Genomic DNA, 15,351 nt, shown 5'->3' with positions numbered 1-15,351 from the left:
GATCGCGGCATTGGCCGCGAAGGCCTCCGAGCGCGGATCGACGGCTGATGCGATGACGTGGCTCACGCGGTTTCCCGGAAGAGTTCGCGGCCGATCAGCATGCGGCGGATCTCGCTCGTGCCGGCGCCGATCTCGTACAGCTTGGCGTCGCGCAGCAGCCGGCCCGTGGCGTTGTCGTTGATGTAGCCGTTGCCCCCGAGGATCTGGATGGCGTCGAGCGCCGCCTTCGTCGCCGCCTCGGCCGCGACGAGGATGGCGCCCGCCGCATCCTTGCGGGTCGTGCGCCCCTGGTCGCAGGCCCGCGCCACCGCATAGACATAGGCGCGGCACGCGCTGAGCGTGGTGTACATGTCCGCGAGCTTGGCCTGGATGAGCTGGAACTCCCCGATCGCCTGGCCGAACTGCTTGCGCTCGTGGACATAGGGAACGACGAGATCGAGGCAGGCCTGCATGATCCCGAGCGGCCCGGCCGCCAGCACGGCGCGCTCGTAATCGAGGCCGGACATCAGGACCCGGACGCCACCGCCGACCTCGCCCAGCACGTTCTCCGCAGGGACCTCGCAATCCTCGAACACCAGTTCGCTCGTCGGCGAACCTCGCATGCCAAGCTTATCGAGCTTCTGCGCCGGCCGGAAACCCTTGAAGTCGCGTTCCACGATGAAGGCGGTGATGCCCCTGGCGCCCGCCTCCGGGTCGGTCTTGGCGTAGACCACCATCGTCTCGGCGTAGTGGGCATTGGTGATCCACATCTTGGTGCCGTTCAGCACGTACCGATCGCCACGCTTGTCGGCGCGCAGCCGCATCGACACGACATCGCTGCCCGCCCCCGGTTCGCTCATCGCAAGGGCACCGAGGTGTTCCCCGGAGATCAGCTTGGGCAGGTAGCGGCGCTTCTGCTCCTCGGACCCGCAACGCCGGATCTGGTTCACGCAGAGGTTCGAATGCGCGCCGTAGGACAGGCCGACGGAGGCGGATGCCCGGCTGACCTCCTCCATCGCCACGCAATGCGCGACATAGCCCATGGCGGAGCCGCCATACTCCTCCTCGACCGTGATGCCATGGAGGCCTAGAGCGCCCATCTCGGGCCAGAGATGCCGCGGAAACTCGTCGGTCCGGTCGATCTCGGCGGCGATGGGCGCGATGCGCTCGACCGCGAAGGACCTGACGCTGTCGCGCAGCATATCGACCTCATCGCCGAGTCCGAAATCCAGCATCGGGATCTGGTTGGCGAGCATCGTGTCACCTCGGGCCGGGGCTTTGGGTCGCTGGCGCACCGCGGACGGGAACGCCAGCGGCGCTGAGTGTCCTACCGCGCCTGTCGGGCCGATGGGAAGAAGCGCGCCGCCTGCCGGACGGGCACTCTTCACAATGCAGGGGTATTTCCCTAGGTAGCGGGTCCGGGAGGCAGCATCGGTCCCCGGCCCTCGGGCCGGTTGCGCGGCTTTGCCCCAAGATGCCCGGGAGGGTCCGCCACCTGTCCGCCACGATGCCGCTGCTTGAGGCGCGCCGCGTGACCCGCCGCTTTGGCGCGCTGGTCGCCAACGATGCCGTGGACCTTGCCGTGCCCGGGGGGCAGGCGCATGCGCTGCTTGGCGAGAACGGCGCGGGCAAATCCACCCTTGTGAAGATCCTGTACGGCCTGCTCCAGCCGGATGCGGGGGAGATCGCGTGGCGCGGTGCGCCGGTGCCGATCCCCGATCCGCGGGCGGCGCGCGCGCTTGGCATAGGGATGGTCTTCCAGCACTTCTCGCTGTTCGAGGCCATGACCGTGGCCGAGAACGTGGCGCTCGCCCTCGACGTGCCTGAGCCGCTCCCGCGCGTGGCCGAGCGCCTGGTGGCGGTGTCACGGGCCTACGGCCTGCCGCTGGAGCCGCAGCGCGAGGTCTGGCGCCTCTCGGTCGGCGAGCGCCAACGCGTCGAGATCGTGCGCTGCCTGATGCAGGATCCGCGGCTGATCATCCTCGACGAACCCACCTCGGTCCTCACGCCGCAGGAGGCGGACGGCCTGTTCGCCACGCTGGATCATCTGCGCGCCGAAGGCCGTGCGGTGCTCTACATCTCCCACAAGCTCGAGGAGGTGCGCCGCCTGTGCGAGGCCGCGACCATCCTGCGCAACGGGCGGGTCGTGGCCACGTGTGATCCGCGCGTGGAAACCGCTGCAAGCCTCGCGCGGATGATGGTTGGCACCGATGTCGGCGCGGCACGGCGGAACGCCACGGCGGAGGCTGGTCCGGTGCGCCTCTCCGTCCATGCCCTCAGCCTGCCGCCGCCCGAACCGCATGGCGTCGGGCTGGACGGCGCATCCTTGGAACTCCGCGCGGGCGAGGTGCTTGGCATCGCCGGCGTCGCAGGCAACGGACAGGATGTCCTGTTCGCAGCGCTGTCGGGCGAACAGGCCGCGCCGGCCGCCGATCGCATCATCCTCGACGGCGCGCCGATCGGGCGTGAGGACATCACCGCACGCCGCCGCCGCGGTGCGGCCTTCGTGCCGGAGGAACGGCTCGGCCACGCCGCCGTCCCGCGCTTCCGGTTGTCCGAGAATGCACTCCTGGCCGGCCATGCGACGGAAGGCTTCGCGCCAGGCGGACTGGTCCGGCGCTCGCGCACGCTCGACTTCGTGGACCGCATCTCGGCGGCCTTCGACGTGCGCAAGGGAGCGCGGGATCCGGAGGCGCGCGCTCTCTCGGGCGGCAACCTGCAGAAATTCGTGGTGGGGCGGGAGATCCTGCGCCAGCCGCGGCTGCTCGTGGTCTGCCAGCCGACCTGGGGCGTTGATGCCGGCGCGGCGCGGGTGATCCGCCAGGCCATCCTCGACCTCGCGCGCAGCGGCGCAGCGGTGCTCGTGATCAGCCAGGATCTCGACGAGTTGCTCGAGATCGCGGATCGGATCGCGGTGATATTCCACGGCCGCCTGTCCGCGCCACTCACCGCAGCGCAGGCGACTCGGGAGAGGATCGGCCTGCTCATGGGCGGCGCGGCCATGGCCGAGGCGGCCTGATGCGGCTCGTCCTCGAACAACGGGGAGAGACAGGCCTTGCCTTGCGGATGGCTTCCCCGTTGCTTGCCGTCGCGCTCGCGCTCGCCTCGGCGGCGGTGATGTTCGCCGCGCTCGGCGCCGATCCCTTGGTCGCGCTGCATGCCTATTTCTTGCTGCCCTTGTCGGATTCCTGGGGCCTGCAGGAGGTGGCGGTGAAGGCGACGCCGCTTGTGCTGATCTCGGTCGGTCTCGCCTTCTGCTACCGCGCCGGGGTCTGGAACATCGGGGCGGAGGGCCAGTTCCTGGTGGGCGCGCTGGCCGGCGCCTGGCTCGCCATCGCGACGCATGGCGCGGCGCAGGGGCCCTGGCTGCTGCCCGCCATGCTCGCCGCCGGCGCGCTGGGCGGGTCGGCCTTCGCGCTGATCCCGGCCCTGCTCCGCACGCGCTTCGGCGCGAGCGAGATCCTGACCAGCCTGATGCTGGTCTATGTCGCGGAGCTGCTGCTCGACTGGCTGGTGCGCGGACCCTGGCGCGATCCCGCGGGATTCAACATGCCGCAGACCGTGACATTCTCCCCGGCCGCGACGCTGCCGCTGCTGGCGGAGGGAGGGCGTCTCAACCTCGGCACGCCGATCGCGTTGCTGGTCGTCATCGTGGCGGCCTTCGTCGCGACGCGCACGCTGAAGGGCTTCGAGATCCGGCTGCTGGGCGAGGCCCCGCGCGCCGCGCGATTCGCCGGGGTGGACGCGAAGCGGCTGACCTGGGGCGTCTTCGCGCTATCCGGGGCGCTGGCCGGTCTCGCGGGCATCCTTGAGGTCTCGGGCACCTTGCGGCAGCTGCAGCCGGGGCTGTCGCCAGGCTACGGCTTCACCGCCATCATCGTCGCATTCCTCGGCCGCCTGAACCCGGTCGGCTGCCTCGTCGCCGGGATCCTGCTCGCCGTGACCTTCATCGGCGGGGAGAACGCACAGATCATGCTGCGCCTGCCGCTCGACGCGACGCGGGTCATCCAGGGCCTGCTGCTGTTCTACGTCCTCGCCTGCGACACGCTGCTGCTCTACCGCGTGCGTCTGCTGCGGAGTGTCCCGGCATGACTCTCATCGAGGCGATCCTGCTGACGGTGATCACCGCCTCAACGCCGCTTCTGATCGCCGCGATCGGCGAGTTGATCGCCGAGCGCGCCGGCGTGCTCAACCTCGGCGTCGAGGGCATGATGATCATGGGTGCGGCGGCCGGCATCGCCGCCGCGATCACCACGGGATCGAGCGCGGCGGGCGTGGCGGCGGCGATCCTCGCCGGTATGGCTCTCGCCGCGATCTTCGGCCTGCTGGTGCTCGGCCTCGCGACGAACCAGGTGGCGGCGGGGCTGGCGCTGGCGATCTTCGGCCTGGGGCTGTCAGGCGTTCTGGGCGCACCCTTCGTCGGCGTGCCGCGGGCCGGGATCGGCAAGATCGAGGTGCCGTTCCTGTCGGACATCCCCTTCCTCGGCCCACTGCTGTTCCGGCAGGATCCCTTCGTCTATGCCTCCTTCGCGCTGGTCGCGGGCGTTGCCTGGTTCCTCGGGCGCACGCGCGCGGGCCTTGTGCTGCGCGCCTGCGGGGAGAACGCGGCGGCGGCGCATGCGCTGGGGTACAAGGTGCTGCGCATCCGCTTCCTGGCGCTGCTTTTCGGCGGCGCCTGCGCGGGGCTGGCGGGGGCCTACCTGTCGCTGGTGCTCACGCCCTTCTGGACCAGCGGAATGACCAGCGGGCGAGGCTGGATCGCGCTCGCCATCGTCGTCTTCGCCTCCTGGATGTCGTGGCGGGCGGTGGCGGGGGCCTACCTCTTCGGCGGCGTGACCATCCTGCAGCTGCACGCACAGGGGGCCGGTGTACCGATCCCGCCGCAGGCGATGGCCGCCCTGCCCTACCTCGTCACGATCCTCGCGCTCGTGCTGATCATGCAGGCGCGCGGCGGTGGCAGCACCGCGCCCGCCGGGCTCGGCACGCCCTTCGTGCCGGACCGCTGAACCGTAAGACGGGTGGCGGCATCTCGACCCTCGCAATCCCAACCAGAAGGAGGCTTCACCCCATGACCATCACCCGCCGCACCCTCGGACTCGGCACTGCCGCGCTCGCCGGCGCCGCCGCGTTGCCCGGCGCCTTGCAGGCCCAGGCGCCGCTCAATGTCGGCTTCATCCTGATCGGCCCGGTGGGCGATTTCGGGTGGTCCACCATGCACGATGTCGGCCGGCGCCGGATGCTCGAGGTGCTCGGCAACCGCGTGACCGCGACCCAGGTGGAAAGCGTCGCGCCGCCCGACTTCGACCGCGTGGCCAACCAGCTCGCGCGCACGGGATCGAGGCTGATCTTCACCACCTCCTTCTCCTACTTCCAGCCGACGATGCGCGTGGCCCCGACGCTGCCCAACGTGATGTTCGAGAACGCGACGGGCACCAGCACCCTGCCGAACCTGTCGATCTACAACGCCCGCTTCTACGAGGGCCGCTACGTCCAGGGCGTGATCGCCGCGCGCAAGTCGCGCTCCAAGACGATCGGCTACATCGCCTCCTTCCCGGTGCCGGAGGTGATCCACGCCATCAACACGGTGATGCGCGGCGCCTGGTCGGTCGATCCGCAGATGCGGATCCGCGTGGTCTGGGTCTCGGCCTGGTTCAACCCGGCGCGTGAGGCGGATGCCGCGCGCGCGCTCATCGACCAGGGCTGCGACGTGATCTGCCAGCACACCGACAGCCCGGCGCCGCTGCAGCTGGCGAACGAGCGCGGCGTCTTCGGCTTCGGCCAGGCCTCCGACATGACGCGCTTCGCCCCGCGCGCGCACCTGACCAGCAGCGTCAACAACTGGGGGGACTACTACGCCGAGCGCGCGCGCGCGGTGCTGGAGGGCACCTGGCGGCCGGGCGATGTCTGGGGCGGGCTGAACTCGGGCATGTTCCGCCTGGCGCCCTTCACCAACATGACGCCGGAGGAGACGGCGGAGGCGGAGCGCATCCGCGACGCGATCGCCGCGGGCACGCTGCATCCCTTCGACGGGCCGATCCTGCGGCAGGACGGCACGGAGGTGATCCCCGCCGGCCAGCGCCTGACGGACGACCAGATCCGCGCGCAGAACTACTTCTACCGCGGCATCGACGTGGCGATGCCCTGATCGCCGTGGGCCGGGCCGCAGGGCCCGGCAGGGCGCGCGCCTCGCGGCCAGAAGGCCAGCGCGGTCGCGTGGAGTGACAGGTGGCGGCCGGGTCGCGAGACGTTCCGGCCGCCCGTCATCAGAGCGAACTGCCGCCGCATACCACGATCTGCTGCCCGGTGATCGCGCCGGCCTCCGGCCCGAGCAGGAAGGCGGCGAGGGCTGCGACCTCCTCGGCGCGAATGTGGCGGCCGATCGGCGGCAGTTTCGCCGCCACGGTGCTCCGTGCGGGATCGCGCAGCATCGGCGTGTCGGTGGCTGCCGGCGCCACGACATTCGCGGTGATTCCCCGGGGTGCGAGTTCGATCGCCCAGGACCGCGCCATGGCGACGAGCGCCGCCTTGGTCGCGGCGTACTGGCTGCGCCCGGCGGATCCGGCCGCGGTGCGGCTGCCCAGGAGCACGATGCGCCCCCCATCCGGCATCCGCGGGACCAGCCGGTCGGCGAGCAGCGAGGCTGCCTCCACATGCAGGCGCCAGAGCGCGCGGCCGGCCTCGGCATCAAGCGAGCCGATCAGGCCGCCACGCATCAGCCCGGCGGCATGGACCAGCGCATTCGGACTGAGGTCCGCAACGGAGGCCAGAAGCGCATCCGCATCCAGCAGGTTCACCGATCTGTGGTCGTAGTCAGGATCGGTGAGGCCGGGGTCGCGGCGGCTGAGGCCGGTCACGCGCCAGCCTTCGCGCAGCAACCGCGCGACGATCGCCGCACCGATGCCGGAACTGGCGCCTGTGACGATGGCGTGGCCGGCGCTTCCCGGTGTCATGCGGCGTCTCCCTTGCGGTCCCGATGCGCTTGACAGGACCGACGGTGGCCGAATAGCAAAGTGGCATTAAACGAACAAGTGTTCGCAATCCGATCACCTAGTATCGAGGGAGGCGGGTCAGGACGGAATGCGCAGCCGCGCCGAAAACCCGAAGAACCTCGTCCAGTCGGTCGCCAAGGCCTTCGCCGTTCTCAGGGCCTTCGGACCGGACCTGCCCGAGTTGACCGTCTCCGAAGTCGCCGCGCGCACCGGCCATGACCGCGGCACCGCTTTCCGCCTCATCCACACGCTCGTCGGCCTCGGCTATCTGCGGGCCGTGCCCGGCGGCCGCCGTTTCCGGCTGACGCTGAAATGCCTCGAACTCGGCTATGCCGCCCTTTCGGCCAGTGACCTTCCCTCCCATGCGCAGCCCCTGCTCCGCGAACTGGTGCCCGAGGTGGCGGATGCCGGCTCCCTCGGCGTGCTGGAGAAGGGCGAGGTGATCTATCTCGCCCGCGTCGAGGCCGGCCTGGAGCGCCATGGCGTGGTGCGCCGCCCCGGCACGCGCATCGGCGCCTATGCCACCGCGCTCGGTCAGGCGATCCTCGCCTGGCTGCCGCGGGAGGAGCAGGTCGCGCAGCTCGAATGCGTCCCGCGCGTGAAACTCTCCGACCGCACGCTGACGGATCTCGACGCGCTGCTGGCGCGGCTGGATGAGGTCCGCCAGCAGGGCTACGCGGTTTCCGACGGCGAGAACGCCTACGGCCTGCGCACTGTCGCGGCGCCGGTGCTCGATGCGCGCGGCGCGCCGGCTGCGGGGGTCAGCCTGACCATCGGCGGCGGCAGGCTTCCGCTCGCCGACTTCGTCTCTCTCACGGCGCCGCGTGTGCGCGCGCTGGCGGAAGAACTCGGGACGGCACTACGCCTGTCGCTCGGGACCATCCGGTCGGGGGGGGCGTCCGAGTGACGCGCATCGTCCTCCGCCTGATCGCCGACGACCTCACCGGCGCACTCGATTCCGCCGCAGAGCTGACCGGCCTCTGCGGTCCGGTGCCGGTGCGGTGGATGCTCGCCGGCACCATGGCCGGAAGCCTGGCGCTCGACTCCGGCACGCGGGAGGCAAGCCGCGACGCGGCCGTGGACAGGGTGCGTGCCCTCGCCCCAGCGCTGCGCGGGGCGGACATAGCCTTCAAGAAGATCGACAGCCTGCTCCGAGGCCATGTCGCCGCTGAACTCGCCGCGTGCGTGGAGTCGGGCTACTGGCGGCATGTCGTGATGGCGCCGGCCTTCCCCGCGCAGGGTCGCCTCACCCGTGATGGCCGGGTGGTCGTCCGACAGGCGGATGGCAGTTGCGCCACGATTGCCCCGGACCTCCCTGCGCTGCTCGAGGCCGCAGGATTGCAACCGCGGCGAGGCGACCCCACGCAGCCCCTGCCTCCTGGCCTCACGCTCTTCGATGCGGAGGACGAGGCGGACCTCGCCCGCATCGTTGACGTCGCGCGGCAGGCGCGGGGGCCGGTCCTTTGGTGCGGCAGCGGCGGCCTTGCGCGGGCACTAGCCGGCACGACCACGGCAGCGACCAGCAACGGGTTGCAAGGCCCCGTGCTCGGCCTGTTCGGCTCCGACCAGGCGGTGACCGCACGGCAAGTCGCCGCCTGCGGGGACTGCGCGATCGAGGTGCCCGACGGCGGGACAGCGTCGGCCGCGCGCGTCGCACGAATGGTGGAGTCGAAGGGCGCCGCGATGGTTCGCGTGGCGCTGCCGGGTGGCATCGGCCGCGGCGAGGCGGCGCGGCGTGTCGCGGCGGTGATGGCCGGCCTCGTGCGACGCCTACTGCCGCCCGGCACGCTGATCGCGGCCGGCGGGGAGACGCTCCGGGCGATATGCGATGCGCTCGGTGCCTCGGGGCTGCACGCCGTGGGCATCGTGCAGCCGGGCGTGGCGCGCTCCGTGATGCGCGGCGGCGCCTGGGATGGCGTCCCCGTGGTCTCGAAATCGGGCGCCTTCGGCGGCGATGCGCTGTGGCGCGACCTGCTCGCCGCCCAAGCCCCCAAGTCCCGGAGCATTCCCGCATGACGCCCCGTCACCTCGCGATCACCATGGGCGACCCGGCCGGCATCGGCCCGGAGATCATCGTCAAGGCGTGCCGAGCGCTGCGCGGGCGCATCGAGGCCGGGGAGCTGCGCCTGCTGGTGATCGGCAGCGGCGATGCCCTCCAGCGCGCGCGCACCGCCTTCGCGCCGGAGATCACTCTGCCCGAGGTCAAGGCCGATGATCGCGCATGGCCCCCGCTCGCCTTCCTCCAGGCCGGCCCCGAAGGCGCGCCGATCGAGCCCGGCATTCTCAGCGCCGATGGCGGCCGCTTCGCCTATCTGGCGGTCGAGCATGGCGTGCGCCTTGCCCGCTCCGGCCAGGTCGGGGCCATCGTGACAGCGCCACTGAACAAGGAGGCGCTGAACAAGGCCGGCTACCACTATGCCGGCCACACCGAGATGCTGGCGGAGCTGACCGGCGTGAAGGGCAGCGTGATGCTGCTCGCACACGGCAACATGCGCGTCAGCCACGTCACGACCCATTGCGCGCTCGAGGAGGTACCGAAGCGCGTGACGCCTCAGCGCATCCGCCAGGTGCTCGACCTCACGCAGCGGGCCTTGCGCGGCCTCGGCGTCAGGCACCCCCACATCGCCGTCGCGGCGCTGAACCCGCATGCGGGCGAGGGCGGCCTGTTCGGGCGGCATGACATCGACATCGTGGCCCCAACCATCGCGCAGGCGGTGGCGGACGGGATGCATGTGACGGGCCCGGTGCCGGGCGACACCGTCTTCGTGAAGCTGCGCGCCGGTCAGTTCGATGCCGTGGTCGCGATGTACCACGACCAGGGGCACATCCCGGTGAAGCTGCTGGGCTTCCATGTCGATCCGGCGACGGGAAAGTGGGATGCGCTGTCGGGGGTGAACATCACCCTCGGCCTGCCGGTGATCCGCACGTCGGTCGATCACGGCACCGCCTTCGACATCGCCGGCAAGGGCATCGCGAGCGAGCGCAGCCTGATCGAGGCGATCGAATACGCCGAACTGCTCGCCGCGCATCGCGCAAACGCGACGGAACATGCCTCATGACAGTCCTTCTTCACCCCATCGCACTCGACGTTCCCGCGCGCATCGCCTTCGGCCCCGGTCAGGTGGCCACTGTCGCATCCTTGGCGCGGGAGCGAGGCATCACGCGCAGCCTCGTGGTCACCGGCCGATCCAATGCCGCGCGTGTCGGGCTGCTGGGGTTGCCGGGAGAAGTGGCGGTTTTCGGCGCCGTCGAGCCAGAGCCGGACATCGCGAATCTTGAGGCCGCGCTGGCGATGGCCGAGCGCGTTCAACCGCAGCTCGTGGTGGGCTTCGGCGGCGGCAGCGCGATGGACCTCGCGAAGCTCGTGGCCGTCCTGCCGGGCAGCGGCAAGACGCTGCACGACGTGGTCGGCCCGGAGAAGGTGGCCGGACGCCGCGTCGCCCTGGTGCAGGTGGCCACGACCTCGGGCACGGGCAGCGAGGCCGGATCCCGCGCCCTGATCACACATCCGGCGACACGGAACAAGCTCGCGGTGCAGAGCCGGCACATGGTCGCGGACCTCGCGGTGGTGGATCCCGACCTGACGCTCAGCGTGCCCGCCGCCGTCACGGCCGCGACCGGCGTCGATGCGCTGGCCCATTGCACGGAGGCCTTCACCAGCCGCAAGGCCCATCCGCTCATCGATCTCTACGCGCTGGAGGGCATCCGGCTCGTTGGGCGCTATCTCCCACGTGCTGTCGCGGACGGCAGCGACCGGGAGGCGCGCGCAGGCCTCGCCCTCGCCTCGCTCTATGGCGGCTTCTGCCTCGGGCCCGTGAACACCACGGCGGGCCATGCCGTGGCGTATCCGCTGGGAACGCGGCACCATGTCGCGCATGGGCTCGCCTGCGCGGTGGTCTTTCCGCACACACTGGCCTTCAACGCGCCCGCCGTGCCTGACAAGACCGCGATGGTGATGCAGGCGCTCGGCCTCGCCGCCGCTGGTGATGTGCTGGAAGCGAGCCACCGCTGGTGCGCCGCGCTCGGCATCGAGATGCGGCTTTCCCACCTCGGCGTCCCCGAGGACGACCTGCCCGCCATGGCGGCCGAGGCGCATGCCATACGTCGCCTGCTCGACAACAACCCGCGCGAGATGAGCCGCGAGCAGATCCTCGCGATCTACCGGGCGGCCCTCTGATGGAGACCTCCATGTCCGCAGCCGGCGCGATCGAGCGTCCCGAGATCCTCGCCCCCGCGCCGGGAGACCCGGCGCGCATCGAGGCCTTCATCCCGACGCCCTGCGTGCAGAACCATGCCGCCTTCCTCCATCCGCTGCCGGGCGGCGACCTGGGTTGCGTGTGGTTCGGCGGCACGCAGGAGGGCATTCCCGACATCTCCATCCACTTCTCGCGCCTTGCTGCCGGCGCGGATCGCTGGTCCCCGCCGATCCGGCTTTCGGACGACCCGACGCGATCGGAACAGAACCCCTTGCTGTTCAACGCGCCCGATGGCCGGCTGTGGCTGCTCTGGACGGCGCAGATCTCGGGCAACCAGGACACCGCGATCATCCGCCGCCGTATCTCGGACGACGGAGGGCGAAGCTGGGACCCGATCGAGACGCTGTTCGGCGAGCAACCCGGCTTCGGCACCTTCATCCGCAGCCCGATCGTGGTGCTGGACAATGGCGACTGGCTTCTGCCCATCTGGCGCTGCACCAAGCCTCCCGCCGGCGCATGGACGGGCGATCTCGACACCAGTTCGGTGATGATCTCCACCGATGGCGGCGCCACCTGGGCGGAGCACGCGGTGCCCGACAGCACGGGCTGCGTGCACATGAGCATCGTCGATCTGCGCGATGGCACGCTGGCGGCCTTCTATCGCAGCCGATGGGCGGACTGGATCCACGCGAGCAGATCATCGGATGGCGGGCGGAGCTGGTCAGCGCCGGTGCCGACGGAACTCCCCAACAACAACTCCTCGGTGATGGCGACCCGCCTCGCGGATGGGCGCCTCGCGATGGTCTACAACCACTCCAGCGCGGCGGATGCGACGGGGCGGCGCCTCTCGCTCTACGACGACATCGGCGGCGACGAGGCCGCCCCAGCCGCGCCTCCCGTTGCGGGGCGCAGCGCCTTCTGGGGCGCGCCCCGCGCGCCGCTGACGCTCGCCATCTCGGCCGATCAGGGCCGCAGCTGGCCTGTCCGGCGCAACCTCGAAACCGGCGACGGCTTCTGCATGACCAACAACTCGAAAGACCGGCTGAACCGGGAGTTCTCCTATCCCTCGCTCTGCCAGACGCCGGACGGGGTGCTGCACATCGCCTACACCTACTGGCGGCAGGCCATAAAATACGTGCGGATCGCGCCGGACTGGGCCGCAGGAGAGAACGCATGATCGCGCTGCATCCGCGCGGCGTGTTCTGCGCCGCGCTGACCCCGGTGACCGAGGCGCTGGCCCCCGACCACGCCCTGTTCGTCGCGCATTGTCGGCGCCTGCTGGCCGAGGGCTGCGACGGCGTCGCGCTGCTCGGCACGACGGGCGAGGCGAATTCCTTCTCCTCCGACGAGCGCCGCGGCCTGCTGGAAGCCGTGGTCGCCGCCGGCATTGCGCCCGATCGGCTGCTGCCGGGCACGGGTGTCCCGGCGCTGACCGAGACCGTGGCGCTGACGCGCCATGCCCTTTCGCTCGGCGTCACGACGGTCGTGATGCTGCCGCCCTTCTACTACAAGGGCGTCACCGAGGACGGCCTGTTCGCCGCCTATGCCGAGGTGGTTGAGCGCGTGGCCGATCCGCGCCTGCGCATCGTGCTCTATCACATCCCGCAGATGTCGGCGGTGCCGATCCCCTTCCCCGTGATCGCGCGGTTGCGCGCCACCTATCCGGGCATCTTCACCGGCATCAAGGATTCGGCGGGCGACCTCGCGCACATGGAAGAACTTGTCGCCACCTTCCCGGGCCTTGCCGTGCTCGCGGGCGCAGATCCGCTGATGCTGCCGCTGCTCAAGGCGGGTGGTGCGGGCTGCATCACAGCGACCTCGAACCTCGTCGCAGGCGATCTCGCCTTCGTCTTCCGCCACCATGCCGATGCGGCCCTGACGGCGGAGGTGGAGGCCGCGCAGGCGCGCATCGTCGCCGCGCGCGACCGGGCGAGCCGCTTCGCACAGATCGCCTCGCTCAAGCTGCTGCTGGCGGACCGCACCGGTCAGCCGGGCTGGCATCGCCTTCGCCCGCCCCTGCTGCCCCTCAATCAGGCCGAGGCGGATGCGCTGCGAGCCGCCTGACCACCCCCAAGGACAACCAGGAGGATTGCCATGAAGAGACGTCACCTGCTCGCAGCCGGCGCCACGGCCGGCATCGGAATGCTTGCGGTCCCTGCCATCGCCCAGGGCGATAGGCGCGCGATCCGCATGGTCGTGCCCTACCCACCGGGCGGGGCGAGCGACATCATCGCCCGCCTCATCGCCCCGCCGATGGGCGAGGCGCTCGGACAGACCGTGGTGGTCGAGAACCGCTCCGGCGCGAACGGGGCCATCGCCGCCGAGATGGTCGCGCGCTCCGCACCGGACGGCCTCACGCTGCTGATGGGCAATGCCGGCCCCAATGCCTTGAATCAGGCGTTGCGCGGCGATCGCCTGCCCTATGACAGCGTCAGGGATTTCACGCCGATCAGCCTCGTCTCCTCGGTGCCGATGCTCATTGCGGTGCATCCGAGCTTCGCCCCGACCAATGTGCAGCAACTGATCGCCTACGCCCGCGCCAATCCCGGCCAGGTGAACTACGGCACCGGCGGGGTCGGCTCCATGCCGCATCTGAGCATGGCGCAGCTCGGCAGCATGACGGGTGTGGACTGGGTCCATGTTGGGTTCCGGGGCGGCGCGGCCAACATGACGGCGGTGATCGGCGCGCAGATCATGGTCGCAGCGGATACCGCGCCGCTCGTGCTGCCGCATGTGCGCGAAGGCCGCCTGCGGGGCCTCGCCGTGACCTCCCTCACCCGGATGCCGCAGGCGCCCGACCTGCCGACCGTGGCCGAGCAGGGTTTCCCGGGCTTCGAGGCGACGAGCTGGAGCGGTGTCATCGGCCCGGCGCGGCTACCGGAGGCGGAGGTCGCGCGGCTGCATGCCGCGGTGGTGCGCGCGATGACCAACCCGGAGGTGCAGGCCACGCTGCAGCGGCAGGGTATCGAGCCGCGCACGAGCACGCCGGCGGAGTTCGCGGCGCATGTGGCCTCCGAGGTGCGGCGCTGGAGCGAGGTCGTCCGCGTCGCCAACATCCAGGCGGAGTGATCGGGGCCAGCGGATCCGGCGGCACGCGGGCTGGGTTGTGCGTGAACCCGGCCCCGAATGTTCGGCCCGCGAGGCCAGAGCGCCTTCCTCCGCAACGCACGAGTCGGCGGGCGGGCGCGGCGGTCGCGCCCGATCTCCGGCTACGGCGCGGGCCACCCCCCGTCCCGGCCCTCAGGGTCGCTCGCCCGCAGCCACCCGGCGCACGCGGCACCCGACGTATTGTCGGCGCGGCATGGCGCGGCCCGCCGCGGCTGGCGCCGCGCGGCGCTCAGCCGCGGGCGTCGCGCAGGGCGATTGCAAGCGGCGGATCGTCCGTGGCCAGCAGGTCAACGCCCAGGGCGAGCATCCGCAGGATGGTCGGCGCGTGGTTGGCGCCCCAGACCGAAACGCCCAGCCCGGCGGCCTTCACGGCGGCGAGGGCCTCGGCATCCAGCACCGATTCGTGGACGCCGACCTCCTGGAAGCCGTAGTGCCGCGCGACGGCGATCACGCCAGGGATGCCGAGCGATCCCCAGCATTGGCGCTCGAGCAGCCAAGCGACGCCCGCGACGCCACCGGCCGCCAGCGCCTCGGCCATGGTCGGCGCATCGAAGCCTATGATCCAGGAACGGCCCCGCAGCCCGGCGCGGTCGAGATCCTCGAGGACACGGGCCACGAGGCCGGGATAGGGGCGCCCATGCGCGTCGGTCTTGATCTCGATCCGCGGGGTGACGGCCGAGCCACGCAGGATGCCGAGAACATCGGCAAGGCTGGGTACGCCTTCGCCTCCGGCACCGCGCAGTCGCACGCGCGAGAGGTCCTGGCCGGTATGCGCCGAGACAAGCCCTGTGCCGTCCGTGGTCCGCTCGAGGGAGGCGTCGTGGATCACGATCGGCACGCCATCGGCAGAGGCATGGACGTCACATTCGGCCTGTTCCAGGGCAAGTCGGGCGGATTCGCGGAACGCCGTCAGGCTGTTTTCGGGCCAGAGGAAGGCGCCCCCCCGGTGGCTCGCGATCGCGCTTCGGTGTCCGCCCATGGGCTAGATCCGTGGAACCGGGTGCGGCCGGCCTGCCGGCGGTCCGGACGGGGGCCGCCCATCGGCAGATCCGCGTTTCTTTAATGGAGACTGTGACACT

The 15,351-nt window shown here is 71.1% G+C and carries 14 protein-coding genes; 11 read left to right on the top strand and 3 right to left on the bottom strand.

Translation table 11 applies throughout. The features are described 5' to 3' along the window. Positions 1 to 62: 62 nt before the first annotated feature. Positions 63 to 1,235, bottom strand: a complete 1,173-nt coding sequence (locus FHS88_RS05935) for an isovaleryl-CoA dehydrogenase (protein WP_184482257.1) — start codon at positions 1,233 to 1,235, stop codon at positions 63 to 65. A 251-nt stretch (positions 1,236 to 1,486) separates the two neighbouring features. Here FHS88_RS05935 and FHS88_RS05930 point away from each other — a divergent pair, with 251 nt between their 5' ends. The 4 genes from FHS88_RS05930 to FHS88_RS05915 all read left to right on the top strand — a co-directional run bounded on the left by FHS88_RS05930 (position 1,487) and on the right by FHS88_RS05915 (position 6,124). Beyond that, positions 1,487 to 2,998: an ABC transporter ATP-binding protein gene (locus FHS88_RS05930; protein WP_221244333.1), complete on the top strand. Its 1,512-nt coding sequence runs from the start codon at positions 1,487 to 1,489 to the stop codon at positions 2,996 to 2,998. Between the two features lie 47 nt (positions 2,999 to 3,045). Further along, entirely contained in the window at positions 3,046 to 4,071 is a 1,026-nt protein-coding gene (locus tag FHS88_RS05925) for an ABC transporter permease (protein ID WP_246419485.1), read from the top strand. Beyond that, positions 4,068 to 4,985: an ABC transporter permease gene (locus FHS88_RS05920; RefSeq protein WP_184482251.1), complete on the top strand. Its 918-nt coding sequence runs from the start codon at positions 4,068 to 4,070 to the stop codon at positions 4,983 to 4,985. Before FHS88_RS05925 ends, FHS88_RS05920 begins: the two co-directional genes overlap by 4 nt. Before the next feature lie 62 nt (positions 4,986 to 5,047). Further along, positions 5,048 to 6,124, top strand: coding sequence for a BMP family ABC transporter substrate-binding protein (locus FHS88_RS05915; RefSeq protein ID WP_184482249.1), 1,077 nt, complete (start codon positions 5,048 to 5,050; stop codon positions 6,122 to 6,124). A 118-nt stretch (positions 6,125 to 6,242) separates the two neighbouring features. Here FHS88_RS05915 and FHS88_RS05910 read toward each other — a convergent pair whose 3' ends face one another. Then, on the bottom strand, positions 6,243 to 6,929 hold the full coding sequence (locus FHS88_RS05910; protein WP_184482247.1) for an SDR family NAD(P)-dependent oxidoreductase: 687 nt from the start codon (positions 6,927 to 6,929) through the stop codon (positions 6,243 to 6,245). A 127-nt stretch (positions 6,930 to 7,056) separates the two neighbouring features. Between FHS88_RS05910 and FHS88_RS05905 the strand changes: the two genes are divergently transcribed. Genes FHS88_RS05905 through FHS88_RS05875 form a run of 7 tightly spaced genes read left to right on the top strand, consistent with a single transcriptional unit; the run spans position 7,057 to position 14,233 of the window. Beyond that, entirely contained in the window at positions 7,057 to 7,875 is an 819-nt protein-coding gene (locus tag FHS88_RS05905; RefSeq protein WP_184482245.1) for an IclR family transcriptional regulator, read from the top strand. Next, complete coding sequence (locus FHS88_RS05900; protein WP_184482243.1) at positions 7,872 to 8,984, top strand: four-carbon acid sugar kinase family protein; 1,113 nt, start codon at positions 7,872 to 7,874, stop codon at positions 8,982 to 8,984. The genes FHS88_RS05905 and FHS88_RS05900 overlap by 4 nt, the downstream gene beginning before the upstream one ends. Further along, on the top strand, positions 8,981 to 10,027 hold the full coding sequence (pdxA, locus tag FHS88_RS05895; protein ID WP_184482241.1) for a 4-hydroxythreonine-4-phosphate dehydrogenase PdxA: 1,047 nt from the start codon (positions 8,981 to 8,983) through the stop codon (positions 10,025 to 10,027). Before FHS88_RS05900 ends, pdxA begins: the two co-directional genes overlap by 4 nt. Next, positions 10,024 to 11,145, top strand: coding sequence for an iron-containing alcohol dehydrogenase (locus FHS88_RS05890; protein ID WP_184482239.1), 1,122 nt, complete (start codon positions 10,024 to 10,026; stop codon positions 11,143 to 11,145). Before pdxA ends, FHS88_RS05890 begins: the two co-directional genes overlap by 4 nt. A gap of 11 nt (positions 11,146 to 11,156) precedes the next feature. After that, positions 11,157 to 12,341, top strand: a complete 1,185-nt coding sequence (locus FHS88_RS05885) for a sialidase family protein (RefSeq protein ID WP_184482237.1) — start codon at positions 11,157 to 11,159, stop codon at positions 12,339 to 12,341. Beyond that, entirely contained in the window at positions 12,338 to 13,228 is an 891-nt protein-coding gene (locus FHS88_RS05880; RefSeq protein ID WP_184482235.1) for a dihydrodipicolinate synthase family protein, read from the top strand. Before FHS88_RS05885 ends, FHS88_RS05880 begins: the two co-directional genes overlap by 4 nt. A 30-nt stretch (positions 13,229 to 13,258) precedes the next feature. Beyond that, positions 13,259 to 14,233, top strand: a complete 975-nt coding sequence (locus FHS88_RS05875; RefSeq protein ID WP_184482233.1) for a Bug family tripartite tricarboxylate transporter substrate binding protein — start codon at positions 13,259 to 13,261, stop codon at positions 14,231 to 14,233. A 268-nt stretch (positions 14,234 to 14,501) separates the two neighbouring features. Here the strand turns inward: FHS88_RS05875 and FHS88_RS05870 are convergent, their stop codons facing one another. Beyond that, a complete protein-coding gene (locus tag FHS88_RS05870) occupies positions 14,502 to 15,251 on the bottom strand; it encodes a glycerophosphodiester phosphodiesterase family protein (RefSeq protein ID WP_184482231.1) in 750 nt (249 codons plus the stop codon). Positions 15,252 to 15,351 lie beyond the last annotated feature (100 nt).

This window comes from Neoroseomonas alkaliterrae (assembly GCF_014199195.1).
In the GTDB taxonomy this organism is placed as follows: Bacteria; Pseudomonadota; Alphaproteobacteria; order Acetobacterales; family Acetobacteraceae; genus Neoroseomonas; species Neoroseomonas alkaliterrae.
Note: the sequence above shows the minus strand (reverse complement) of the source record. Positions and strands in the feature narration are given on the sequence as shown.

Coding starts and splice junctions, on each gene's coding strand:
- FHS88_RS05935 (WP_184482257.1), bottom strand. CDS start 1,235: ATGCTCGCCAACCAGATCCCGATGCTGGATTTCGGACTCGGCGATGAG.
- FHS88_RS05930 (WP_221244333.1), top strand. CDS start 1,487: ATGCCGCTGCTTGAGGCGCGCCGCGTGACCCGCCGCTTTGGCGCGCTG.
- FHS88_RS05925 (WP_246419485.1), top strand. CDS start 3,046: ATGGCTTCCCCGTTGCTTGCCGTCGCGCTCGCGCTCGCCTCGGCGGCG.
- FHS88_RS05920 (WP_184482251.1), top strand. CDS start 4,068: ATGACTCTCATCGAGGCGATCCTGCTGACGGTGATCACCGCCTCAACG.
- FHS88_RS05915 (WP_184482249.1), top strand. CDS start 5,048: ATGACCATCACCCGCCGCACCCTCGGACTCGGCACTGCCGCGCTCGCC.
- FHS88_RS05910 (WP_184482247.1), bottom strand. CDS start 6,929: ATGACACCGGGAAGCGCCGGCCACGCCATCGTCACAGGCGCCAGTTCC.
- FHS88_RS05905 (WP_184482245.1), top strand. CDS start 7,057: ATGCGCAGCCGCGCCGAAAACCCGAAGAACCTCGTCCAGTCGGTCGCC.
- pdxA (WP_184482241.1), top strand. CDS start 8,981: ATGACGCCCCGTCACCTCGCGATCACCATGGGCGACCCGGCCGGCATC.
- FHS88_RS05890 (WP_184482239.1), top strand. CDS start 10,024: ATGACAGTCCTTCTTCACCCCATCGCACTCGACGTTCCCGCGCGCATC.
- FHS88_RS05885 (WP_184482237.1), top strand. CDS start 11,157: ATGTCCGCAGCCGGCGCGATCGAGCGTCCCGAGATCCTCGCCCCCGCG.
- FHS88_RS05880 (WP_184482235.1), top strand. CDS start 12,338: ATGATCGCGCTGCATCCGCGCGGCGTGTTCTGCGCCGCGCTGACCCCG.
- FHS88_RS05875 (WP_184482233.1), top strand. CDS start 13,259: ATGAAGAGACGTCACCTGCTCGCAGCCGGCGCCACGGCCGGCATCGGA.
- FHS88_RS05870 (WP_184482231.1), bottom strand. CDS start 15,251: ATGGGCGGACACCGAAGCGCGATCGCGAGCCACCGGGGGGGCGCCTTC.